The 23,408-nt window shown below is 52.7% G+C and carries 23 protein-coding genes, 1 tRNA gene and 1 pseudogene; 18 read left to right on the forward strand and 7 right to left on the reverse strand.

Annotation, left to right across the window (positions count from 1 at the left end; translation table 11 throughout):
- Positions 1–15: 15 nt before the first annotated feature.
- On the reverse strand, positions 16–597 hold the full coding sequence (locus tag ACR64Q_RS10160; protein WP_483823320.1) for a methyltransferase family protein: 582 nt from the start codon (positions 595–597) through the stop codon (positions 16–18).
- Between the two features lie 65 nt (positions 598–662).
- On the opposite strand from ACR64Q_RS10160, the gene ACR64Q_RS10165 reads away from it, so the two are divergent.
- The 12 genes from ACR64Q_RS10165 to ACR64Q_RS10220 all read left to right on the forward strand — a co-directional run bounded on the left by ACR64Q_RS10165 (position 663) and on the right by ACR64Q_RS10220 (position 12,887).
- The gene (locus tag ACR64Q_RS10165; RefSeq protein WP_020481178.1) at positions 663–926 is read left to right on the forward strand and encodes a phosphopantetheine-binding protein; all 264 of its coding nucleotides are present in this window, start codon (positions 663–665) and stop codon (positions 924–926) included.
- Positions 927–928: 2 nt separating this feature from the next.
- Positions 929–1,540 carry a COG4648 family protein gene (locus tag ACR64Q_RS10170; protein WP_313734563.1) on the forward strand — a complete coding sequence of 204 codons (612 nt, stop codon included), beginning with the start codon at positions 929–931 and terminating at the stop codon, positions 1,538–1,540.
- Positions 1,537–2,169 carry a LolA family protein gene (locus ACR64Q_RS10175; protein ID WP_313734564.1) on the forward strand — a complete coding sequence of 211 codons (633 nt, stop codon included), beginning with the start codon at positions 1,537–1,539 and terminating at the stop codon, positions 2,167–2,169. The genes ACR64Q_RS10170 and ACR64Q_RS10175 overlap by 4 nt, the downstream gene beginning before the upstream one ends.
- A gap of 3 nt (positions 2,170–2,172) precedes the next feature.
- Positions 2,173–4,503: an MMPL family transporter gene (locus ACR64Q_RS10180; protein WP_313734565.1), complete on the forward strand. Its 2,331-nt coding sequence runs from the start codon at positions 2,173–2,175 to the stop codon at positions 4,501–4,503.
- On the forward strand, positions 4,503–5,705 hold the full coding sequence (locus ACR64Q_RS10185; protein WP_313734566.1) for a beta-ketoacyl-ACP synthase: 1,203 nt from the start codon (positions 4,503–4,505) through the stop codon (positions 5,703–5,705). The genes ACR64Q_RS10180 and ACR64Q_RS10185 overlap by 1 nt, the downstream gene beginning before the upstream one ends.
- Complete coding sequence (locus ACR64Q_RS10190; protein WP_313734567.1) at positions 5,705–6,454, forward strand: beta-ketoacyl synthase chain length factor; 750 nt, start codon at positions 5,705–5,707, stop codon at positions 6,452–6,454. Before ACR64Q_RS10185 ends, ACR64Q_RS10190 begins: the two co-directional genes overlap by 1 nt.
- Before the next feature lie 93 nt (positions 6,455–6,547).
- Entirely contained in the window at positions 6,548–6,958 is a 411-nt protein-coding gene (gene bamE / locus ACR64Q_RS10195) for an outer membrane protein assembly factor BamE domain-containing protein (RefSeq protein ID WP_026600740.1), read from the forward strand.
- A 17-nt stretch (positions 6,959–6,975) separates the two neighbouring features.
- Positions 6,976–8,181, forward strand: coding sequence for an NAD(P)/FAD-dependent oxidoreductase (locus ACR64Q_RS10200; RefSeq protein WP_313734569.1), 1,206 nt, complete (start codon positions 6,976–6,978; stop codon positions 8,179–8,181).
- A 228-nt stretch (positions 8,182–8,409) separates the two neighbouring features.
- Positions 8,410–9,255 (forward strand): S26 family signal peptidase, encoded by an 846-nt coding sequence (locus ACR64Q_RS10205; protein WP_313734570.1) that lies wholly within the window; start codon positions 8,410–8,412, stop codon positions 9,253–9,255.
- 83 nt (positions 9,256–9,338) lie between these two features.
- Complete coding sequence (locus tag ACR64Q_RS10210) at positions 9,339–10,265, forward strand: AAA family ATPase (RefSeq protein ID WP_026600743.1); 927 nt, start codon at positions 9,339–9,341, stop codon at positions 10,263–10,265.
- A 13-nt stretch (positions 10,266–10,278) separates the two neighbouring features.
- Entirely contained in the window at positions 10,279–11,535 is a 1,257-nt protein-coding gene (locus ACR64Q_RS10215) for a DUF58 domain-containing protein (RefSeq protein WP_313734572.1), read from the forward strand.
- The gene (locus ACR64Q_RS10220; protein WP_313734573.1) at positions 11,532–12,887 is read left to right on the forward strand and encodes a DUF4129 domain-containing protein; all 1,356 of its coding nucleotides are present in this window, start codon (positions 11,532–11,534) and stop codon (positions 12,885–12,887) included. The genes ACR64Q_RS10215 and ACR64Q_RS10220 overlap by 4 nt, the downstream gene beginning before the upstream one ends.
- On the opposite strand, the pseudogene ACR64Q_RS10225 reads toward ACR64Q_RS10220, so the two are convergent.
- Positions 12,884–13,256 (reverse strand): annotated as a pseudogene (locus ACR64Q_RS10225) (phosphoketolase family protein); the annotation flags it as partial. The gene ACR64Q_RS10220 and the pseudogene ACR64Q_RS10225 sit on opposite strands and share 4 nt — an antisense overlap.
- Before the next feature lie 233 nt (positions 13,257–13,489).
- On the opposite strand from ACR64Q_RS10225, the gene ACR64Q_RS10230 reads away from it, so the two are divergent.
- The 3 genes from ACR64Q_RS10230 to ACR64Q_RS10240 are packed head-to-tail and all read left to right on the forward strand — an operon-like array spanning position 13,490 to position 16,253.
- Entirely contained in the window at positions 13,490–13,723 is a 234-nt protein-coding gene (locus ACR64Q_RS10230; protein WP_020481201.1) for a FeoA family protein, read from the forward strand.
- Positions 13,720–16,035, forward strand: a complete 2,316-nt coding sequence (feoB, locus tag ACR64Q_RS10235; RefSeq protein WP_313734574.1) for a Fe(2+) transporter permease subunit FeoB — start codon at positions 13,720–13,722, stop codon at positions 16,033–16,035. The genes ACR64Q_RS10230 and feoB overlap by 4 nt, the downstream gene beginning before the upstream one ends.
- A complete protein-coding gene (locus ACR64Q_RS10240; protein WP_020481203.1) occupies positions 16,032–16,253 on the forward strand; it encodes a FeoC-like transcriptional regulator in 222 nt (73 codons plus the stop codon). The genes feoB and ACR64Q_RS10240 overlap by 4 nt, the downstream gene beginning before the upstream one ends.
- 39 nt (positions 16,254–16,292) lie before the next feature.
- Here the strand turns inward: ACR64Q_RS10240 and ACR64Q_RS10245 are convergent, their stop codons facing one another.
- The 3 genes from ACR64Q_RS10245 to ACR64Q_RS10255 all read right to left on the reverse strand — a co-directional run bounded on the left by ACR64Q_RS10245 (position 16,293) and on the right by ACR64Q_RS10255 (position 18,269).
- Complete coding sequence (locus ACR64Q_RS10245) at positions 16,293–16,583, reverse strand: hypothetical protein (RefSeq protein ID WP_020481204.1); 291 nt, start codon at positions 16,581–16,583, stop codon at positions 16,293–16,295.
- 71 nt (positions 16,584–16,654) lie between these two features.
- Positions 16,655–17,587, reverse strand: a complete 933-nt coding sequence (locus tag ACR64Q_RS10250; protein ID WP_483823321.1) for a YVTN family beta-propeller repeat protein — start codon at positions 17,585–17,587, stop codon at positions 16,655–16,657.
- An 88-nt stretch (positions 17,588–17,675) separates the two neighbouring features.
- Entirely contained in the window at positions 17,676–18,269 is a 594-nt protein-coding gene (locus ACR64Q_RS10255) for an SRPBCC family protein (protein WP_026600750.1), read from the reverse strand.
- Positions 18,270–18,396: 127 nt separating this feature from the next.
- Between ACR64Q_RS10255 and sbcB the strand changes: the two genes are divergently transcribed.
- The 3 genes from sbcB to ACR64Q_RS10270 all read left to right on the forward strand — a co-directional run bounded on the left by sbcB (position 18,397) and on the right by ACR64Q_RS10270 (position 21,326).
- Entirely contained in the window at positions 18,397–19,836 is a 1,440-nt protein-coding gene (sbcB, locus tag ACR64Q_RS10260; RefSeq protein ID WP_313734576.1) for an exodeoxyribonuclease I, read from the forward strand.
- A gap of 104 nt (positions 19,837–19,940) precedes the next feature.
- Positions 19,941–21,122 (forward strand): pyridoxal phosphate-dependent aminotransferase, encoded by a 1,182-nt coding sequence (locus ACR64Q_RS10265; protein WP_020481208.1) that lies wholly within the window; start codon positions 19,941–19,943, stop codon positions 21,120–21,122.
- Positions 21,123–21,239: 117 nt separating this feature from the next.
- Positions 21,240–21,326 (forward strand) — tRNA-Leu (locus tag ACR64Q_RS10270).
- Positions 21,327–21,746: 420 nt separating this feature from the next.
- On the opposite strand, the gene ACR64Q_RS10275 is transcribed toward ACR64Q_RS10270, so the two are convergent.
- Both ACR64Q_RS10275 and ACR64Q_RS10280 read right to left on the reverse strand, forming a co-directional pair.
- Entirely contained in the window at positions 21,747–23,009 is a 1,263-nt protein-coding gene (locus tag ACR64Q_RS10275) for a type II toxin-antitoxin system HipA family toxin (protein WP_313734578.1), read from the reverse strand.
- The gene (locus ACR64Q_RS10280) at positions 23,006–23,239 is read right to left on the reverse strand and encodes a helix-turn-helix transcriptional regulator (RefSeq protein ID WP_020481210.1); all 234 of its coding nucleotides are present in this window, start codon (positions 23,237–23,239) and stop codon (positions 23,006–23,008) included. The genes ACR64Q_RS10275 and ACR64Q_RS10280 overlap by 4 nt, the downstream gene beginning before the upstream one ends.
- Positions 23,240–23,408: the final 169 nt, after the last annotated feature.

Raw genomic sequence — 23,408 nt, forward strand, 5'->3', positions numbered from 1 at the left:
AGCGCATCACGCGCATCAAACGGGCTCTGGCGAAAAGGCTTTTAACGCAAAGCCCCAGCGCGGCACCTGTCGACAATAGAGTTTATAAGACGCGCCAAACCGGCTGGCGAGGTCCGGCTCTTCGCGAAATACCACGGTAATATGAAAAAACAGGGCAATCGAGCCGGCATAAATCAGTAGGGCCGGATCGGCAAACAACACACATTCCGCCATTAGCAGCATTAGAACACCTTGAAACATCGGATTGCGGGTCCGGCGATACAGTCCACTCACGACCAGTGTCTTCGGCGGATCGATGGGAGCCGGAGTACCCGAGCCCTCGACGGCAAAATCCCAAGCGCAACGCAGATAAATAGCCAAACCCAGGATGATAAAAAGTCCTGAGGGCAGAGCCCATGCCAGATTGGCGTGCGGCAAGTTGCGGTTCGGATCGGAAAGTAACCAATAAGGCACGTAAATCAGCACCGCACCAGGGACGAGTAACGTGAATAACAGGATTTTTAAAGCCAGGAAAGGACGCACGTATCTATCTATCGGCATGGGGTGTTGAGTGGTTAAGCGTTTGGCAATTTTGGCATTGCCTGCGCCGCAATCCAAGTGATTTTGAACCTCTAAGGGAATTTGTGTAGAATCCGGCGTTTATTAATGGAATTTAAACAGCCATGTCAGATGACTTGATCAGCCAATTGAAAACCATGCTTATCGAAGGCTTGCTCCTGGAAGACATCGTCCCGGATGACCTGTCGCCGGATGATGCTTTATTTGGTGGTGGACTGGGTTTGGACTCCATCGACGCCCTGGAAATTGGCGTGATGCTGGACCGTCAATACGGTATCAAGATCACCTCCGGCGACGAACGCAACAATCAGATTTTTCTCTCCCTCCGCTCGCTCGCAGACTTCGTCGCCGCTAATCGCACCCGTTAAGTATGGGTAATGTCGTCAAACCGATCATTATCGCCGGTTTTGTTGTTGCTTATCCCTTCCTCAGTGCTTATCTGGCCGGCCTGGGCTTTGCCAGCTTTGAACTCATTGTATTTGCAGCATTGACACTGTGGCGCGGTTTTACCGCGTCTGGCTTAGTTGCACGCTTAACTAGTTTTTTACTGGCTGCGGTGTTACTAGCCGGCGCCTATTTCGCGACGACTTATTTTGTCTGGCTGGTGCCATCATTCGCCTATCTGTGGCTGACATTCTTATTCGGGCATACCCTGTGGTCGCCACCTTCGTTTATCGAACGCTTGGTGCGTTTGCAATTTCCCGAGTTAGTGCCGGGCATTGCCGACTATTGCCGGAATCTGACCTGGATATGGACCTTATTTTTTGCCTCTAATATAGTCATCTGCGCCGCCCTGCCGGCTATCGCGGGGCAAACCGCTTGGGCACTTTACACCGGTGTGGTGGTGTATGGGTTGATGGGGTTACTCGGAACCGGTGAATGGTTTTACCGGCACCGGCGTTTTCCGGATTTGGAGATTCCGCCGGCATTGGAGACGTTTAAAGTCATCGCTATGAACGGCCATAAGGTATTTAAGGGATGACGATTAAACGCGCGATGTTCTTGCTCTTGGCTTTATTGCCAATTGCTGGATCGGCCGATGACAGCGTGCTGACCGAATTGCTGGCGCGCATTCGCCAAAAGGGTCAGGCGCAGTTTCGCTATGAAGAAACGCGCATACTGGAACTGGCTAACGAACCGTGGCATGGCCAAGGTCAGATGCTATCTGGGGCTGACGGCAGTCTGGTCAAATTGCAACTGCAACCCACGCGGGTAATCATGGCTATCGCCGAACAGCGCATGCTCTACTGGGATCCGCAGCAAAACCAGCGCCACAGCGCGGCTTTGGATTCGGCAGGGCCTGCGGGCGAGCAAATCAAGGTGTTTCGCAGCATCCTGCAAGGCCGTACCGAAGAATTGCAGCTTAACTATGCCATCGCCGCCGAAAAGCAAGGCCCGCAATGGACTTTGCGGCTTACGCCGAAACCGGAGCTGAGCGGCGATGATCTCCCTTCTATCGAAATATCCGGCGATGACAAAGACGAACAACGGCGCATTTTAATCAAGCAGTCGGACGGCGAATCCACCGAGTACCGCATGCAGAAAGCCACCGCAGCCCAGCAACAGGAATATTCCCTCCAGCGTTTGTTGCGGGAAGCCAGCGGAGAATAGGGCGTGTCTTTTGTTTGGAGAAAGCGCTGGTTTGTGCTGCTGTTGCCGTTGTTATTGGCGATCACGTTCTGGCACATCAAGGTCGAGACGGACCTGAACGCGTTTTTTACCGCCACGGACGACGAGGATTCCCGGCTATTGGCTGGCTTGTTGAAGTCTGGTGAATTATCGCGGCGCTACTTACTAGTCATCGAAAAGACCGATCCAGCCACAGCGGCCAGTCTGAGTAACACCGGCGACCCCCCCATTTCCGTCGCCACATTCAGCACTCGACTGGTGAATCAGCTGGCCAAACTTGATGAGGTGGAACAGATTTGGCCGGCCGATCAGCCGCCCCGAGATTGGGTCGATGCCGTTGCCTCGTATGCGCCACACCACGCCCGCATATTCAGCCTTAATCCGGAAGCAGAAGCGCCGGAATTGTTTGAACCGACCCAGTTGGAGGCCAAGGCCGACGGATTGAAACAAGCCCTGCTGTCGCCGCAAGGCGGCTTTGTGAAAACCATCGCCAAACAGGATCCTTTGCTGCTGTCTCTGAACGGCTTCAAGGCTTTGCAGGGCCAATTTCAGCAGCAAGCCAAGCTCGGCAGCGGCGGTGCTTTAATCCTGCAAAGCCGTCCGGCTGCGCTGGATTCCGAGGCGCAAACCCGCTTGCAAACGGCGATCCGCGCCAATTTTGCTAGTTTGAATGCAGAAGCCGGTGGCATATTTAAGTTATCGATGGCTGGGGTGCCGGTGTTCAGCGTGGCCGCGCAAAGCGAGATTAGTCAGGATGTGACGCTGGTTTCGGTGGTATCCAGCCTGGCCGTGGCCTTGGTGTTTCTATTCCTGTTTCATTCGTTTTCGGCCTTGCACTGGGTAATGATGGTGCAGGGCGCTTCGTTTGTGATCGGCACCTTGGCGACAGCGTTGGTCTTCCCGCAAGTCCATAGTTTGACGTTGGCTTTGGGCGCCAGTTTGATCGGCATCTCATCCGATTATCCGATACATGTGATGGTACATTGCGCCAAGCACCGCAACACGCCACTCTCAGCGGTCCGCTTATTGTGGCCCAGCCTGTTAATGGGCGGCTTGACCACTGTGATCGGCTACGGTGCCTTGGGCTTTACCGGGTTTCCCGGCTTCGAGCAAATTGCGGTGTTTGCCGTGGCCAGCATCGCCGCTTCATTGGGTTTGACCCGCTGGGTGTTGCCGGCCTTACTGACGAATTCTGCACTGCACTCTGCGCATTTGCCCGGCATCGCGGCTTGGGTGGATTTTTGCGGGCGTTACCGAAAGGTCTTGCTGGGTCTTTTCGCCCTTAGCGTCGTTTTAGCGGGGCTATGCCTGCCGCAAATCCGCTGGATGGACGACATGCAGAAGTTGGCGGTAGACATGGATGTGTTGAAACAGCAGGATGCGGCGGTGCGCTCGCACTTTTCCAGTATCGAACCGGGCCGTTTTGTATTGATCCAAGCTGACGACTGGGAAACGGCGCTACAACGTTCAGAAGCCGCCGAGCGGCGCTTGCAGTCCTTGCGGCAGGACGGTGTGCTTGGCGAATATCATGGTCTGTTTCCGTGGCTGGTATCTGCACAATTGCAAACCCAGAACCATAAGGTTTATCAACAGGGTTTGACGCCGGAGTTTCAGCAAGCCTGGCAAGCGGGTTTAGCCAAGGCGGGCCTGTCAGTTGAAAAATTGGGAAGTTTGTCATCTGCGGCACCTGAGCCATTGTTACCCGCGCAAGTTATGGAATCATCGGTAAGGCACATTCTGTCCGGGCAAATAGTGAACGGCCAAACTGGGGTAATGTTGACGCTGTGGCTGGGTGAGCACGATCCCGAAAAATTGATAGCCGGTTTGGCTGGCTTGGAAGGCACGCGTTACTTCAGTCAAAAGGATCAACTCGATCACTTGGCGAGCAAATATCGCGATCGCTCTTTAGTGATGCTGGGTATCGGGATCGGCGTAATGGCTTTGTTTATATGGCTACAACAACGCGATCTGCGTAAGGTGTTGCTGACTTTGCTGCCTTCCATGGCCTCCGTGCTGTTCATTTTTGCCACCTGGGCGCTGATGGGTGAGGAAGTCAGTTTCTTACACGTCATCGGCCTGCTGTTATCGGTATCCTTGTGCGTGGATTACGGCATCTTTTTTATCGAGAATCGCGGCAAGGATGCTGATGTGACTTATCACGCCATTGCCTCGTCCACCCTAACAACCATTGCGTCCTTCGGTGCGCTGGGCTTGGGTAAAACACCCACCTTGCCAATTCTGGCGCTCTCGGTAAGCTTGGGGGTTACCTTGGGTTTTCTGCTTTGCCCTCTACTGATCCAAAAGCCAAAGAATTAATGACTATCACACCGCTGATCTCTCCCGTCGTCGTTACGACCTACCAGTGCGTCAGCACTGCCGGTGATGATGTGGAAGCCTTGTATGCCAGGCTGCTTGCTAACCAAACTTGTCTGAAGCCGCTAACATTATTTGCTATTCCTTTTGATACCCTAGTGGGCGAAGTAATATCACCTTTACCGGAAATAAGTGCTAGCTTGCAAGCCTACGACTCCCGTAATGCCAGGTTGGCTTTAAAGGCCCTGAACCAAGGTGGTTTTCGTGCCGATGTAGAGCGGGTGATAGCAAACTACGGGGCGGCAAGAGTGGGTTTGATATTGGGCACCAGTACTTCCGGCATTTACGATTCCGAGAACGCTTATGCTCGGTTGCACCGGGACGGCGTAATGCCCAGTGATTTCCATTTCACCAAGGTACAGACCGCCCAAGCGACTGCCGAGTTTTTGCAATTGGAACTGGGTTTGCAAGGGCCGTGCTATGCCATCTCCACTGCCTGCTCCTCCAGCGCCAAAGCCTTGGCTGCTGCGCAACGCTTACTTAATTCAGATTGTTGCGACGCGGTGTTGGTCGCCGGTGTAGACAGTTTGTGCCGATTGACGCTGCGCGGTTTCAACAGTTTGCAACTTATCTCTGCGGAGGCTTGCCATCCCATGGATGCCGGGCGCCAAGGCATCAACATAGGGGAGGGCGCGGCTTTGCTATTGCTGGAAAAGCCCGGCGCTGAGAATGCAAATAGGCCCCGCCTTTTGGCGGTGGGTGAGTCTTCCGACGCCCACCACATGAGCGCGCCGCACCCGCAGGGGCTTGGTGCCGCCACCGCTATGGCGCAGGCCTTGCGATTCGCAGGACACGATGTTAGCGAGGTCGATTACATCAATTTGCATGCTACCGCCAGCACCCTAAACGATCTCGCCGAGGCCAGAGCGGTGGCCAGCTTGTTTCCTCATCCGCCGCCCTGTAGCGGTGTTAAAGGTTTGCTCGGTCACACTTTGGGTGCGGCCGGTGCCGTGGAGGTCGTGGTCAGTCTGTTGGCCTTGGAGCGCTGTTTTTTACCAGGCACCTGCGGTTTGCAAGTACCAGACCCCGAGTGCCGGTTTCCGCTTGTCGCAGCGCCAGCATTGAACGTCAGCCCCCGACTGATCTTGAGCAATGCATTTGGCTTTGGCGGCAACAATGCCAGTGTCTTGTTGGAGGCCGCTTAATGGAATGCATGAGTCTGCTTGGCGTGGGCGTTTGTGCGCCGGACGCCGCATTTCGGGCCAGCCTGCCGTTTCCGGCCTATGATATTAATCGCGAGACTATTCCGCCGCTATTGCGCCGGCGTAGCAGCCAGGCGATGCAAATGGCCTTCAGCGCGGCAATCACTGCCTGCGAGCAAGCACAGCGTTCGCCATCAAGCTTACCTGCGATATTTGCCAGCGTGGCCGGAGAAATAAACACCACGGACCAGATTTGTAACGAACTGGTCAAAACAGACGGGGTAATGTCTCCCAGCGCTTTCCATAATTCCGTACAAAATACTGCGGCGGGTTATTGGAGTATCGCTCAGCAATGTATCCAGCCTGCCACTGCTCTGGCGGCGGGATCAGATACCTTGGCAATGGCTTTGTTGGAGGCCTGGTGCCAGTTGTCTTGTGAGAGCGGCGAGCTATTGCTGGTCTGTTACGATGAGGTATGGCCGGGCTATCTGGCTCCCGGTTCCGGTAATCCGGCTTTTGCCTATGCCTTGCTATTGGCGGCCGGAACAGTAGACGGACGTCTGATGCACATTGGCAGACCGCAAGTTGGCGAAATCATTTTTCCGGCGTCCTGGACTAATTCGGTAAATAGCATGCCAATTTTGGCTGCAATCCCTTTGCTTGAAGCGGCTTTAACTGGAAGAATGCCGCAAGCCGTCGCACTAACCTCGCATACACCGGGTTGGCAAGTTAATGTGGGTGGTTATGAATAGTGGCATCTTGTTATACGAAAACAGACGATGGTGAAAAATCGCGGTAACTGAACTACTATTGACCGCTAACAAAATTAACCGGAAGGTATCTCTGTGAAGCACTATAAAACATTAGCATTCTTCGTCGCTTTAACGCTGGGCGCTGGCTGCGCATCCAGCAATAAAGCACCCGCGCAAGCAGGCGCGCCAGCGGCTCAGTCCAGTACCGCGCCGGACTCGCGAATTGACGGCAACTTCCCCGCCAATAGCCCGTTCGCCAAACTCAAACTGGGCATGACCCAGGGCCAGGTTCATGAAATTCTCGGCCAACCCACCGACACCAAGTCTTACCAAACCGGCAAAGCCTGGATTCCGTTTTATTTTGGTCCGGACGTGATGCGCACCGATGAGTTTTACAAAGGTGTGGGCATCATTACTTACACCGGTGCCGGTATCGGTGGCGTGCACTGGACTGTTTACCGCGCCATTTACAACGCTGCGGAAGACGGTTATCCAAACGACTAATCCATCAATCTTTAAAGATGATAAACAACAAGCAAAACAGTTTTGACCATGATGTGGTGGTCGTCGGTGGCGGCCCGGCCGGCTCGACGGCAGCGACCTTGCTGGCGCAATATGGTCATAAGGTTTTGCTGCTGGAGAGCGGCAAACATCCGCGCTTTCATATTGGCGAATCCATGCTGCCGTTCAGTGAGCCCATTATTCAGCGTTTGGGCGTAGATTGGAGTGCCGGCAATATATCGAAAAACGGCGCGGTATTTATGGACGAAGCTACCGAACAACGTATGTATTTCCCGCTGAGCGTACACCGCAAAACCTATCAAATAGAGCGCGCACCGTTTGACCAAATGCTGTTTGAAAACGCCGCGAAACACGGTGTCGAAACCCATCAGCAAGAAAAAGTATTGGATGTTTCCTGTCAAGCGGACGACGTCAGCATTGTGTCTGATAAAAGCCGATACCGCTGCCGCTATCTGATCGACGCCACCGGACGTAGCGCGCTGATGGGCCGAAAAGACAAAGGCATCAAACGGATCGAAAATTTGGGTAAGTTTGCGGTATACACCCACTTCGAGAACATTCAACCGGGCGAGGAGGCCGATGAATTGTTCCGTTCCGGTAATATATACGTGCCGGTCGTGGACATCGGCTGGATCTGGATCATTCCGCTGGCCGAGCGGCGCCTCAGTGTGGGCTTGGTAGTACAGAAAGCGCGTCCCAAGGACTGCGATGCGGAAGAATTGTTGCGCCGTTATCTGGCGGCCTCGCCGCTCCTGAGTCGTTTAACAACAAGAGCGGAGCAATTCGCGCCGGTAAGGGTCGAAGCGGATTTCAGTTACACCAACCAAAGCCGCTACGGTGTTCGCTATGCCTGCTGCGGCGATGCGGCCGGCTTCCTCGATCCGGTGTTTTCGTCCGGCGTATTTTTGGCGCTCACCAGCGCCGCCCGCGTTGCCGACCGCGTCCATTTCGGGCTTACCGAAGGATGGGAAGCCGACCCCGAGTTGCACGCGGAGGACGACTACCATTACCTGCTAGGCTTCAACACCATGCGCCTGTTCGTAGAACGCTTTTATCATTCCAACATAGTCCATAACTTATTTTTCGAAGCTGACCGCGCGCCCGAACTGAAAGCTCAGATTGCCCAATTGTTGGCTGGCGACTTATGGGTCGACGACAACAAGTTGCAACAAAGCCTGCTCGCTGGTCGCCACAGCGTAAGTTAGTTTTTTCAAAAATTTCCAACCTTTGCCGGCCAAGCAGCGTTTTTACTTTTGCAAACCTTTTTGGTCAACAGTCACAACAGCGAATTTAAATCGGCGCTGTTGATGAAGTGCCAGACATTGCGGAGAATTAGACATATCCAAATCCGGACAGCCAGCTGTCCACGTCACCGACATGCACGGTTTTTAGGCTGTGCTAGTCTTTAGGGCTTTCAACTGAGGTGAATCACTATGAGCGTTAATCAATCTTCGTTGTGGCCAACGCTACTCAGCCTGCTGGCGGCGGTCGTTTTCGGCTTACCGATCATTTATACCGTTTTGTGCCACCCAATCAGCCGCATGGCATCACCCAATCCCTTATACAAGGAATTGTCCAAGAACGCTTTTATGGTAATGTCCGCTAAAGTCGATTTGGCAGCCGGACGCTTGATCAGCTTTAACGATGCTGCCGGCAAACTGCAGATCAGCAGAATCGTCGGTATGCCCGGCGATGAAATCGGTTTTACGGCGGGCGTATTGTCGGTTAACGGCAAACCGGCCGCTGAATATCCGCGGAATACATTACTCAACGCGACGTTAATCGTGCCGCAACAAGCCGTTTTCTATTTCCCGGATTTTATTCCAGACGTTGCTGAGTCTACGAATCCCGGGACATTGGCAAATCATCTATTGGCGCAAAGCAACATAAATGCAAGCGTGCTTTATGTCTTCGATCAAGCGACGTCGGCAGCCCAGCACCCGGAACTATTCGTTTACGGTTCGGCTTTGATCGTGCTCTATGGCCTGGTATTTTTCGGATTGGGCAAGCGTAAGGACCGTATTGTTAAACCGGTTTATCACCTGGCGCGGATAAGCGTTGGTTTGAATTTTGCCATCTGGTTATTGCTCGGGGTCTTAGGCATATCCTTTGGTTATAAAGCCATCATGCCGGCCATTTATTATGCGTTTGTTTCCTGGTTGACGTTTTTTGGTTTATCTGTTGCCGCAGCGGGCACGACACTGGTGGCGATTGTGATATTCGCGGTGTTGGCGCTATTTTCCGATACCGAATTCGCGGCCAAGCGCATTAACCCATAGCCTGGAATGACAAACGGCCAGGCTCTGCTAAGCTTGGCTCTCTAATTTCCCGCCCATATCTTTAATAGGACAATCCTGAGCTAATGGATGCCATGCTTTCTTTAATCGAAAACGTCGAAAAAGTCATTATCGGCAAACGGCCGGTCATCGAATTGGCCGTGGTGGCGATGCTGTGCCGCGGCCATGTGTTGCTGGAGGATGTGCCCGGCACCGGTAAGACGATGTTGGCCAGGGCACTAGCCCGTTCCGTGGCGGTGGATATGAAACGCCTGCAATGCACCTCGGATTTATTACCGTCGGACATTACCGGCGTCGCCATCTACAATCAAAAAACCGCCGATTTCGAATTCCGGCCGGGACCGGTATTTACCCATTTACTACTGGCCGACGAAATCAACCGAGCCACGCCGCGCGCTCAATCGGCACTGTTGGAATGCATGGAAGAGTTTCATGTCAGCGTGGACGGGCATACACATGAACTTCCCAAACTGTTCATGGTGCTGGCTACCCAGAACCCGATCGATATGGCCGGCACCCACGCCTTGCCGGAAGCCCAACTGGACAGATTTTTCATGCGCTTGCGGATGGAGTACCCCAGTATCGAACAAGAAATGCGGATATTGGCAGCACAAACCCAGACTCATCCCATCGACAGCTTGCCGGCCGTCACGTCCGAAGCCGATATTCTGGCGGCGCGGGCTCAGGTCAAGGCGGTGCATATTAGTATGGACGTGGCTAAGTATATGGTCGGCATCAGCGCCGCCAGCCGCCTGCACAGCGATTTGCGTTTGGGTATCAGCCCGCGCGGCACCTTGGCCCTGGCGCGCGGTGCGCAAGGCTTGGCTTATTTGCGCGGCCGGGATTTCGTGTCGCCGGATTTGGTGAAAAGCATCGCGCCAGCCATTTTGGAACACCGCCTGATCGTCAAACCACAGGCTGCGGTACTGGGGCGCAATGCCGGCGAGATTCTCGCGGAAATTCTCGACCGGCTGCCACCGCCGGTAGTTTGATCGCTAGACCGCAATGGCGCTGAGGCTGAAATTTTTAATCTTGTGCGGCTTTACGCTGGCCGCGTATTTGGCAGCGATCAGCCGCGAGCAGAGTCTGCCATGGCTGATCGCCGCATTGCTCAGCGCCGCCTTATTGACCGGCATGCTCTGGCCGCGTTGGTTGCTTCAACGCTTGTCGGTGCGGCGGATCGGGCCGCAACGGGCGCTGGAAGGCGAAACCATTGTGTTTCGGGTCGACGTACAAAATCGCGGCTGGCTGCCGCGCTTCATGGTGGAGTTGGTCGACCACTTACCGTTCGTCGGTGCCGCAGAACAAGGCGCCAACGACGGTGACAAATTGCTGGGCAGCGTCGCTTACGTGCCGGGCCGCGGCGTGCGTAGTTTCGACGTCCCCTTGCTGTGCGAAAAGCGCGGTTTTTATAAACTGGGGCCGATGGGCTTGGCGTCCAGCTTTCCGTTGGGCTTGGCGGAGTCGCGCAGCCGCGCTGATCGTTCCCTGCAAACCCTGACCATTTACCCGATGGTATTTCCTATCCTATCGCTGCCGCTGTTCGGCGCGCCCAGCCAGATTCACCGAGGTGGTTATTGTTTGCCGGAGGGCGCCGGTGCTGCTGAGTTTTCCGGCCTGCGCGAATACCGGCGGGGCGACAATCCTCGGCATATTCATTGGCCGACCACGGCACGCGTGAATGAGTTGATGGTCAAGGAGTTCGAACCCCTGGCGTCAGCCTGCATCTGCATCGCCTTGGATTTAGCCAAGGATGCCAATATCGGCCGCGGCAAGCACAGCACCCTGGAATACGCGATACGCATTGCCGCCTCCGTGGCGGCTTATGCCTGTGGCCAGAACATGCACAGCCGCGTGTTGGCTAATGCCGCGCAGCCGTTGCGGATTCTGTCCGGTAAGGGCGATTTTCATTATCAAACCATTCTTGACGCACTGGCAGTCGCAGAGGCAGACGGCAACACGCCGTATGCCAAATTGCTGACCGAGATTGCGTTGAATTGCATCCGCGGCGAAACGGTATTGCTGTTATTGGCGGAGCCGCCACACCGCAATGCCGAAACCCTGCAGGCGCTGGCTTTGCTGCGGGCCAAGGGCGTGTATTTGTTCGCGGTATTTTTTGAACGTGACAGTTTCCTAAACGCCGCCAGTGTGTCCCGTCGCGACAACGGCAACCGGACATTGAGCGCCGGTTTGTTGGAATTGAGCGCGCATTGCGTCACGGTAAGGCGAGGCGACAACTTAACCGAGCTGTTTAACCGATGACCGCATCGACGCTGAGTTTTCCAGTCTATGTAGGATTGTTTCTAGCACAATGGCTGGCCGTCGCCTGCAATGCGTTTTTGGATATCCAATACGGCAGCTTTGCGCGGGAAATGCTGTTCTGGGCTATCGTCTTTGGTGGTACGTCCATTGTCGGTTGGCGGCAAAGCCACTGGCTTTCGGGAGCGGCTAAGGTGTGGCAAAAGGCGGTGTTGTTTATCGGTTTTTTACTGTTCGTATTGGTATTTATGCCGATTTGGGGGATGCCGCGCGCCGGTTTGTATCTGTTGGCGATGTTGCAGGCTTCCTACAATTGCGTCACCGCCGGCCGGCGCGAGATGAATCTTGGTCTGTTGGTGTCGTTGGCGATCGTGTTGTTCGCCGCCTCGCATTACCGCGCCGACTGGACTATGTTGTTTTATCTGGCCCCTTATATTGTGACGGTGGTGTTTTGTCTGGTTGCCGAGCAAGTCCAGCGGCGCGACGCGGACTTGCAGCGGTCGAGTCTGGGCCGGCCCGGCAGCCAAGGGCAGGGCGCGGCCATTTTGGCGGCCACCGCCGCCATCGTGCTCATCGGTGGCGGGCTTTATCTGATCACGCCACAAATCAACTGGCCTTATCTGGAGTGGCGTTTCGGCCAGGTCAGCTTGCAAAATCCCGGCGGCGATATCGAACAAGCCGGCAGCGGCGGCCAAACCGATTCCGGTCAGCCAGCCGAAAAAGCGGGTGGCGAGCAACAACAAGCGTCGGGTGGAGGCGAGGGGGGCAGCAGCCGTTGGCCGAGCCCGGCGGACATGCGTGCCGCCGCTAAGCGAGTTCATATGCCGGTCTGGCAAGCGGCGGCGATCAACCGCATTGCCGACCTTAGCGAATCGGCACAACAGGCTTTGGTACCCGCCGTTGCGGTGTTTTTCGATTGGTGGGAATGGCTAAAACAATGGTTGCGCGAGCATTGGCTGGCGACGATATTGGGATTACTGGCTGTAATTCTGCTGGCGATTTTGCTGGCTTTCGGGGCTTTGTTGCGGGAAATTCCGTGGGTGATTTGGCTGATAAGCCAATGGGATTACCTGCGTTTGGGCGTGATCGGCCACCATGCCGGCGGCGAAACCGCCGCCCGCCAGTATTACCGGGCGATGTCGCGCTTGTTTGCGTTGCACGACGTGCCTCGCGCCGACACCGCCAATACCCGCGAATATCTGACGCAAATCAGCCGTAGGCATCGCGATGCGCGGCGCAGCGCCGCGGAATTTACCGGTTTGTTCGAAGCGGCCCGTTACGGCGACAAACCGTTAGCTGACGCGCATATTCGGCGCATGCGGCAGTTGTACCGTGCTATTTATCGTCAACTTTAATGCAGCCAGTGCCATTGATCGTGTTCCGAGCGGTCTATGCCTTGTTCGTAGACATAATTGCGGCAGTCGATTTGCCGGTCGCGCAGCTTTTCTTTGACGTGCGCGCCGGACACTTGCAAGGCCGGGATGCGATCTATCGCATCGATTGCCAGGCTAAAGCGGTCATTTTCGTTTTGAATCGCCAGTTCCAGCGGGGTGTTAATACTGCCTTTTTCCTTGTAGCCGCGCACGTGCGAAGCGAATTTTCAGTCGTGGAAAGTGCTCGCGTAGCAATACCACCGCCGCCAAGGCTTCCTTGGTCGGAATGTCGCCGTACTGTTCGGCACCGTCGTCGTTGCTGGCCCATTCCAGAATAAGGCAACCAGAGCTTGTGTCTGACCAATTCAGAAATGTTTCATCAACCCTCAATATCCAGCAGATACAAGTTTATGAAAATGAACGATTAGCGAAAGAGCGCAACAAGGATGCCAGGTATAATTTGACATAATATACATTATGCGAATTTTGCGCTCTCTATAACTATTCCTTAAACTAATACTGTCGTACCTTTGGGATCATGTGCTATATTGCAACTTAATGAGAACAATTATTAATTAGCTTGCATGTCGACATATCTTAAAACGCTGGCGACTGGCGATACAGGCCGTATAGTTGGATTCGATCAATCGGGTGGCGTTTATCGCAAGAAGTTGTTGGCTATGGGTCTAACACCTGGCACCGAATTCACCATTACTCGTTTTGCACCGATGGGCGATCCGGTTGAAATCAAAATTCGCGGTTTTTCATTGTCGCTGCGTAAAAACGAGGCGTCGGTCTTACTTATAGAAAAAGTATGAGTATGGATTTTACTGTTGGCGTGGTTGGTAACCCAAATTGCGGAAAAACCACACTGTTCAATGCATTGACCGGCTCCAAACAGCATGTCGGCAATTGGCCTGGCGTGACTGTTGAACAAAAAACAGGCGAATACACGCACCAAGGCAAGCATATAAGTCTGGTCGATCTACCCGGCACTTATTCTTTAGAGGCCGATGACGACAGCATCTCCCTAGACGAAAAAGTAGCCCGCGATTACGTGGCTTCCCGCCAAGCCGATTTAATCATTAATATTGTTGATGCCTCCAATATAGAGCGAAATCTTTACCTGACCTCGCAGCTGATAGAAATGCGGGTACCGATGATATTGGTCCTGAACATGATGGATGCGGTAAAAAAACGCGGCATCAAGATCGACATCGAACTGCTCGCCAAACAAATGGCTTGCCCGGTAGTGCCGGTTACCGCGGCAACTGGTGCCGGTATTAAGGAATTACGCGACGTTATCAACAAAGCCTGCATCAGCAAGCCCATTCCCGCATTGCAAGTCAATTACAATCCGGCCATAGAAACTGCGGTAAGCCAATTGCAACCGCAATTCTCGCAACAATCCATAGAATTAGTTTGCGACAGTCGCTGGCTTGCGCTGCGTTTGCTCGAAAACGACACTTTAGCAAAGCAACTTGCTGGTACTGCACTACAAAAAGTTGCTGAACAATTGCGTGCCGACATCGAAGTCGAAACCCAAGATGAAATTGACATCCTAGCTGCCGACGCTCGTTATGGATTGGTAAACCAGCTGGTACAAGCCAGCGTCTGTAAGCTCAACGAAGTTTCCCGAAGCACCACCGACAAGATTGATAGCGTTGTTCTAAACCGCTTCCTGGGTATCCCCATCTTTTTGTTGGTGATGTACGCCATGTTCATGTTCACCATCAACATTGGCAGCGCTTTCGTTGACTTTTTCGACAAAGCGGTCGGCGCCTTGCTGGTTGACGGATTGAGCGAATTATTAACTGGCATGAATTGGCCTGCTTGGCTGGTTGTGTTAATCAGCAGCGGGATCGGCGGCGGCATTCAAGTGGTGTCTACTTTTATTCCCATCGTCGGCTTTTTGTTCATCTTTTTATCGATGCTGGAAGACTCCGGTTACATGTCCAGAGCCGCCTTTGTGATGGACCGGTTCATGTGCATCATCGGCCTGCCCGGCAAATCGTTCGTGCCTATGATCGTCGGTTTTGGCTGCAATGTGCCCGCCATTATCGCGACCCGAACCCTGGATAATCAGCGTGACCGGGTATTGACCAATTTAATGAATCCGTTCATGTCTTGCGGCGCCCGTCTGCCGGTTTATGCCTTGTTCGCCGCTGCCTTTTTCCCGGTTGGCGGCCAGAATCTGGTGTTTGGTTTGTACTTATTCGGCATTGTAGTGGCGGTGTTGACCGGTTTAATCATGCGCCACACCTTGTTACGCGGCAACCCTACGCCTTTTTTGATGGAGCTGCCCGCCTATCATTTACCCACTTTGCAAGGCGTATACACCAAAACTTGGGAACGCTTAAAAACCTTTATATTCAACGCCGGCAAAGTCATCGTGCCTATGGTACTGGTGTTGAATGTGTTGAATTCTTTGGGTACCGACGGCAGTTTCGGCCAGGAAAATAGCGATAAATCGGTACTAAGCGAAATTGGCCGTGCGTTGACGCCGGTATTTCAGCCCATGGGTATCGCTCACGATAACTGGCCTGCAACTGTCGGCATTTTTACCGGTGTGCTGGCCAAGGAAGCGGTAGTCGGTACACTGGACGCGTTGTACAGTCAAATGGCTGTATCTGATCATGCAGAAGAAGAGAAAAGTTTTGATTTAACCCAAGCCTTGTTAGAGGCTTGCCAAACGGTACCGGACAACCTGACGGCCATTGCCGACAAGCTGCTCGACCCATTGGGGTTGGGCATCGCTAATATCTCAGACCAGGCTGCGGCAGCGGAACAGCAGCAAGTCAAACTCGATACCTTCGGCGTCATGCAAGCGCATTTCGACGGCCAAATCGGCGCCTTTGCCTATTTGTTGTTCATTTTGCTGTATGCGCCGTGCGTAGCCGCCACTGCGGCGATATATAAAGAAACCAACGGCAGTTGGGCTTTATTCGTGGTGTGCTGGACTACGTTTGTGGCTTACCTGACTGCCACCCTCTTCTACCAAGGCATGACTTATGCCCAGCACCCCAATTCGGCAATTGGCTGGATATTGGCACTAACGCTTATCTTTGCCGGGGTACTATTCCTGCTGAGATTTTACGGCGTGCGCCAAACTAGTGGAGTCCCGCAATGATACTGTCCGACTTACGCAGCTATTTGCAGGAGAAACGCCGGGCCACCTTGAGCGATCTGGTTTTGCATTTTCATATGGATGCCGATGCCTTGCGCGGCATGCTGGGCAAGTGGATCAACAAAGGCAAAGTGCGATTAAGCCCAGTTGGCTCTTCATGCGGTACCAGCTGTTGCAAATGCGATCCGACCCTGACCGAGATTTACGAATGGGTGGATTAGTGTAGCGAGGCGGTTTAGGCCTCGCCAAGCTAAGCTTGTTTATTGGCCTTCCGCCAACCAACCTTGTAGCGCGTCGATTAACTCTTGAGCTTGTTTTTCGCTGGAAATATTAAATTTGGATTTTTGTTGATATTCGCCGTTGCGCTTTTGATAGCGGCGAATACTAAATCTATCCTGGCTATATTGATTCTTAGCCGGTTCCCAATCCTGATAACGGTAAATGACCGTGGCCCACGCGCCCTTACTCAGGATTTTTTTGTCCAGTTCCTTGACAGTTTCAACGCCGCCGTCTTCGTAACTAATGGTTAAATCTTCAACGGTTTCAGCCATATATTTCTCAATGAGGTTAGCAACGGCGCGCAGTCTACCATACAAGCGCGGCCATCAAAATGGCGAATCGCCTAGCGCGCGATGAACTCGCCAAAAGCGCGGCTGCCCTCCCCTGTTTTAATGGTATTTACCACTTTCAGGGTTTTTGCGTCGATGACGGACACGTTGTTGTCAAACCAGTTGGCAACGTAGACCTTTTGATCGTCAGGATGCGTGCTGATACCTTCCGGCTTATCGCCCACAGCGATGACCTCAATCTGCTTCAATGTGGCGGTATCGACTACCGATACCGTGCTATCGTCCTGGTTCGTAACAAACAATAGACTGTCGTTCAATGCCAATGAAACTGCATACGGTCTGGCGCCGACCTTGATGGTTGCTAGACGCTTCATGCTACGGGCGTCCAAAACGGTCACGTTATCGCTTTCCACGTTAGCGGAGTACAGTCGTTTTCCTTGACTGTCCACAGCAATGCCGAATGGATGCGCGCCAACCTTGGTGGTATTGCGGATAGTCAGTTTACTCAAATCGACTTGCGAAATGGAATCGTCGATGCGATTGGCGACATACAGCCAGCGATTGTCCGGACTGACCGTCATGCCAGACGGCGATTTGCCGACGGTAATGGTTTTGATCTTCGCAAAATTTTTGGTATCGAAAACCGTCACCGAGTTTTCATACCAATCGGCGACAAATACCAGCTCGCCCTTTCTATCCGCAGTGATCCCCAGCGACGCCCCTCCGACCTTAACCTTGGTCAAAGTAGTTAGTTTCTCGCCATCTAAAACCGCAAAACCGCCGCCTTCCGGGGTGCTGATGTACACTTGGTTCTTCGCTTGATTCAGCGCAACGCCGGCAGGCTTACCCTCTACTTTGATCGTTTCTATTACTTGTTGGCTTTTTGTATCGATTACCGATACCGAGTTATCTAGCTGATTCGTAATAAAGGCACGCGAATCGGCGCTAGCGCTAGATAGGAATACAGCCAGCAGTGAAAAAACCAAAAACGAATATCTGATGCACATGATGAGAATAACAGGCAGGGGAAGCGAGGGTTCTCGGCGCGAATTACCGAGAACCGGAAACAACAACTTAGCGTTTAATGTCGATCTCAACCGTCGCGGAACCTGAGCCTACTTTTTTGGCAATCGCTTCCAGACCGGTTTTCAGAACGTTGCTAACCGCTTTATCGGCAGTTTCTTCGTTCAATTCCGCTGGTGGATTGTTGTTTACATAAGCGCGGTAGTAAGTAGCTACCCATTCGATTTCGGCTTTACCGCCTTTATCGTTCACGGACAACTCCGCTGCGTAGTTGCCGACTGGTAATACAGGCAGCGGTTCATCTTGGCCGGCATGTTTGATGGTGCCGGTGGAGCTCATGTCGGTGATTTTATATTTGTATGAAAATTTCGCGGCGTCATAGGCTTTTAACTCTTCGGTGATAGTGCCGTTCGCCAAAGTCAAAACGCGGATAGCGCCTTTATTATTGGTACCGTCGCCTTTCACGCTTTTAATGCCTGGATGCCAAGACATATCGTCGTAGTTCTTGATCAAATCCCACACTTTTGCCGCTGGCGCATCGACAGTGATGGTGGCAGTCATTTTTGCTCTGACCGGACCATGCGCATTGGCTAAACCGGCGAACAAAAATAAAACGGTTGAAACGAGTAGCGAGGTTTTTTTCATAACACTTTCCTATGATGGACACATAAAATGGAGCGGGCGATTATAAAATAAAATCTGTCCGCAAGTATTCGCAAAAGCATGTTTGCGGAAATTTTCCCGACTCTGTCCGCCTATCCTCGCGTATTTAATGACTACAGCAACTTTTTTTTGGCACGATTACGAAACCTTCGGCATCGATCCGCAACGCGACAGGCCTTGTCAATTTGCCGGTATCCGTACCGATGCCGAGTTTAATATCGTCGGCCAGCCCGTCATGGCCTACTGCCAACCAGCCGACGATTACTTGCCACACCCAGAGGCCTGCCTGATTACCGGTATCACCCCGCAATTGGCGGCGGAAAGAGGCGTCTGCGAAGCGGAGTTTGCCGCCTTGATTAACCAGCAGCTCGCAGAGCCCGGCACTTGCGGCGTGGGTTATAACAGTATCAGATTCGACGACGAAGTCACCCGAACCCTGCTCTACCGTAATTTTTACGACCCCTATGCGCGCGAGTGGCAAAACGGTAACTCGCGCTGGGACATTATCGACGTAGTCCGGGCCGCCAAAGCCTTAAGGCCGGAAGGTATCGAGTGGCCGGTCAATGCCGACGGCGTCGCCAGCTTTAAATTGGAAGAACTCACCAAAGCCAATGGTATTGTTCATGAAGCCGCGCACGATGCGTTATCGGACGTCTATGCGACCATCGCAATGGCCAAATTAATCAATGAGCGGCAGCCAAAACTATTCAACTACTTATTGATCAATCGATATAAAAACGCTGCGCTAAACCTATTACAGCTCGGCAGCTTTAAGCCGTTAGTTCATGTCTCCGGTCGGTTTTCGGCCCGGAATAATAGCTTGGCGGTGATTCTGCCGTTGGCGCAGCATCCAAGCAATAACAACGAAATCATCGTTTACGACCTTTCGGTCGATCCGGCCCCCTTGCTTGAATTAAGTGCAGAAGAAATTCAGCAGCGGCTATTTGTTGCCAGCGACGCGCTGCCGGAAGGCGTTGCCAGAATCCCCTTAAAAACCGTACATATCAACAAAGCCCCGGTATTGGCGCCTTTGTCGGTGATACGCCCAGCCGATGCCGAACGGTTGCAACTGGATTTAGGCAGATGCGAAGCAAATTTGCAGCGGATTCAGACTGCGCCACCTTTAGCGGAAAAGCTGTCGCAAGTATTTAACCGTCAATATCAAGATTCACCTAACGATCCTGATTTGATGATTTACAGCGGCGGATTTTTCAGCAACAGCGACAAAGCTATGATGACGCGAATCAGGCAAGCAAAACCCGAGAAACTATCAGACTTTGCTGCCGATTTCGATGATGTCCGTTTGCCGGAAATGCTGTTTCGCTATCGTGCCCGGAATTATCCGCATACCTTATCTGAGGAAGACGCCCAACTCTGGCAACAATATTGTCGCGACAAATTAAACGGTACACTGGCGACCGGGGGGCTGACGCTGGAACAGTTCACTGCCAAAATTGCGCTGATGCGGGAGGAGCCCAATGCAAATCAAGCGATACTGAACGAGCTGGCGGCCTACGCGGAAGATCGACGCTTAAAATTTTCGAATTGAGGTTTTTGCCGATTTAAAAGCCGGCAGATTGTTTCAGGAATAAGGCGCTTTTAGCGTTATGCCGTATAATGCAAACCATTTGAGTGAATTTCGACCGAGGCATCATGAGCATTACCCTGTCTAACCGCGTAAAAGCGGTCAAACCGTCCCCTACCCTGGCTATTACCGCCCGCGCCGCCGCGATGCGTGCTGCCGGCAAAGATATTATCGGTCTGGGTGCCGGCGAGCCGGACTTTGATACGCCGGACCATATTAAAGCCGCCGCTATTAAAGCCATTAACTCAGGTTTTACCAAATACACCGCAGTAGACGGTACCGCCGGCTTAAAAAAAGCCGTTATCGCCAAGTTCAAACGCGACAATGGCCTGGATTACCAAGCCAACCAAATCCTGGTGTCCTGCGGCGGCAAACAAAGTTTTTTCAATCTGGCACAGGCACTACTGAACCCCGGCGACGAAGTGATCATCCCTGCCCCATACTGGGTATCCTACCCGGATATGGTGCTGCTGGCGGATGGCGTCCCCGTGATAATAGAAGCCGGTCAAGCGCAAAATTTTAAAATCACTCCTGCACAACTGCGCGCTGCCATTACCCCCAAGACCCGCTTATTGGTGATCAACAGTCCATCCAACCCAACTGGCGCGGCCTACAGCCTGGATGAATTAAAAGCCCTGGGCGACGTATTATTGGATTTTCCCGAGGTGTTGATCGCTACCGACGACATGTACGAGTTGATCCTCTGGAACAAAGGCGAATTCGTCAACATCCTTAACGCTCACCCAGAATTTTACGACCGCACCATCGTCTTAAACGGTGTATCCAAAGCTTATTCCATGACCGGTTGGCGGATCGGCTATGCAGCAGGGCCTGCGCCCTTGATCGAAGCGATGTGTATCATACAGTCGCAAAGCACCTCCAACCCTACATCGATCTCGCAAGTAGCCGCCGAAGAAGCCCTGAATGGTGATCAAGGCTGCATAGACACGATGATGGTGGAATTTAAAAAGCGTCACGATTATGTGGTCGCCGAACTGAACAGTATTGATGGTATTGAATGCTTGCCCACCGACGGCACCTTTTACGTGTTCCCCAATGTGGAAAAACTGCTGAGCAGACTGGACGGTATCAACGACGATCTGGAATTTGCCGAATTCTTAATCGAAAAAGCCGGCGTGGCCCTAGTGCCAGGCTCAGCATTCGGCTGCCCTGGCCACATTAGAATCTCTATTGCCACCAGCATGACCAATCTGGAAAATGCCTTACTCAGAATCAAACAAGCGGTTTAAGGCCTATTAGGATTTGCCATCGCGAACGGATAAACCGACATTAATTTGCCATTTTTCAATTGACAAATTTAATCAATGCTATAGAATTCGCGGCCTTCGCACTTCATCAGTAAGAAGGCCTCGGTGGCGAAATAGGTAGACGCACGAGACTTAAAATCTCGCGACCGAAAGGTCGTACCGGTTCGATTCCGGTCTGAGGCACCATAAAAATTAAGGACTTTGGTTTACACCTGGTCCTTTTTTTATGCCTAATGATTGCCACGTTCCCTTTGAATAACGCCTCGGTAAAACTGGTTGAACATGAAGAAAATATTTCACTTTAAACGCAGAAATCCGCCGCTGCTATGGCGCCTCAAGTGGTTTCTGGTTTTAGTCACTATCGGCTGCTTGGAAATACTCCCTGTCCCGGTCACCGACTCAATCCTGATATTTGTCTTAATCTACAGACCACTGTGGTTCAAAAATGTGGTCAACAAGCTCTATTCTCATCTGCCCTCTGCATCACCAGAGGAAAGCGAGCTATCCTATTTTTCCAAATATCAATTAGATCACCCCAAGCATTTCAATAAGTGACAGTCACCGGCCTTGCTATAGTCTGTGTCGCGTATCCAAGAGCTTTGGAGTTTAATCAAACCCGGCGAACCGCCTGACTGTCAGCGCCGCGCGTTGCTCGATCAGCTGTACGATTTGTTCAATCACCGAGTTTCCGGCGAATTCTTTATTCGCCGATGTCTGCAACCTGCGAGCGACGACTGGTAGCCGTTGGCACAAGCCGAGGATACGTTTTCGGGTTTGTGCCACCGACAATCCCGCCGCTTGGGCAAAGTGATCCCAGTGTCTTGCCTGTACTTCGCTGAATTTGTATTTGCCGCCCAACTGCATCGCCATCTTGGACGTCAGGCTGGGATAAACGGCGGTCGACAATACGTCGTAGAGCGGCGCCAGAACTGCGCCCTTGTCGGCATACAAGATAGAAAAGTTCTTGGCATGGGCGTCGTGGTTGCCGATCAAGGCATTGAAAATGACCGCATCCAGCAGACGTAGTACCTGTGGCGCACTCGGTCGGGTCACGCGGCGGACCAAGTCAAAGCACTGTTCCAAACCCGGTCCACCCTCGTTCTGGTATTTCAGTTCCGGTACCACGCCAAGTGCTTGGCAGAAATCCTCCTGATGCAGTCGCACGCGTTGGCCATTTGCAGCTTGAGTTCTGTCATATCGCTCAACCAGCAGAAATGAACGATCGCGAACGGCACAAATCCTCGACTGTGCGGCCTGGAATTGCATCGCATCTGCCAGTGACAGACAGAAACCTTCGTTGATCACACTGTCTTCAACGGCTGAGATGGCCGGTTTAAGAATATGACTACTGGGCGTGCCATTGCGGGGCAGACCGATTCGTTGACCATCAAACACCACCGGTAATTTATCCTGAGCGCCCGCCAACGATAAGCGCAAACCATCCTGACCAGCCAGCATCGGCCGCTGCGGCAATTCATCGAGTAAGGCCAGTACGTCAGAGTCGGATAGCCAGTCTATCTCGTTCGCTGGTTCAGATACAGTGGGAAATCGGTCTGGCGGCAAAAGCGAAACGGCGCCGGCGCATTCACCGCCAATATGATCGAGCAAGGCAAAGTCGTTCTGCTTCGAGACCTGAAACAGGCGTGCGATCAGTTGGCGTAATTTGCCTTCCGGTAACAGGCCGGCAAAAAACGGCCTCGCCTGCAGATCATTGAAAACCTCTACTTGCAACGGTAATGAACAGGACAGAGGGACGGCGTCGGCTTGTTGCAGCCAGTCGGCGCTGTAGCAAAATTGCAGTCTGCCTTCCACCAGAGCCAAATCCCCCACTCGACGATCAAATAAATAGACAGCAAGCAAATAACTCATGGTGCTTCGCTTATATCCGGCAGGCCATCGAGCATGACCTGCCCACCCAGTGCTTCAATAACGCGCATCACCGTTTCCAGGCGCACGGTCGGCTTGCCGGCTTCGAGGTCGACGATAAAGCGAACGCCAACACCTGCCGCCAACGCCAATTCGGATTGAGTTAATTCGAGCTGTTTGCGGGCGGCGCGCAGCGCTTGGCCAAGTTGTTGGGTAGAGTGAATGTTGATCATCAGATTTTTCCCGTTCGGGAAATTATTAGGCGAAAACAACCAATATGCAAGTTTAATTTCCCGAACGGGAAAATTAATTTAGAATTTACGGTAGACAAGTATCGAAGTTCCCGTTCGGGAAAAATAGCCCCATTCTGTGTCAAGTCTATCTGACTGTGATGGTTAGCGC

It is taken from the genome of Methylomonas sp. 2F7 (genome assembly GCF_057126975.1).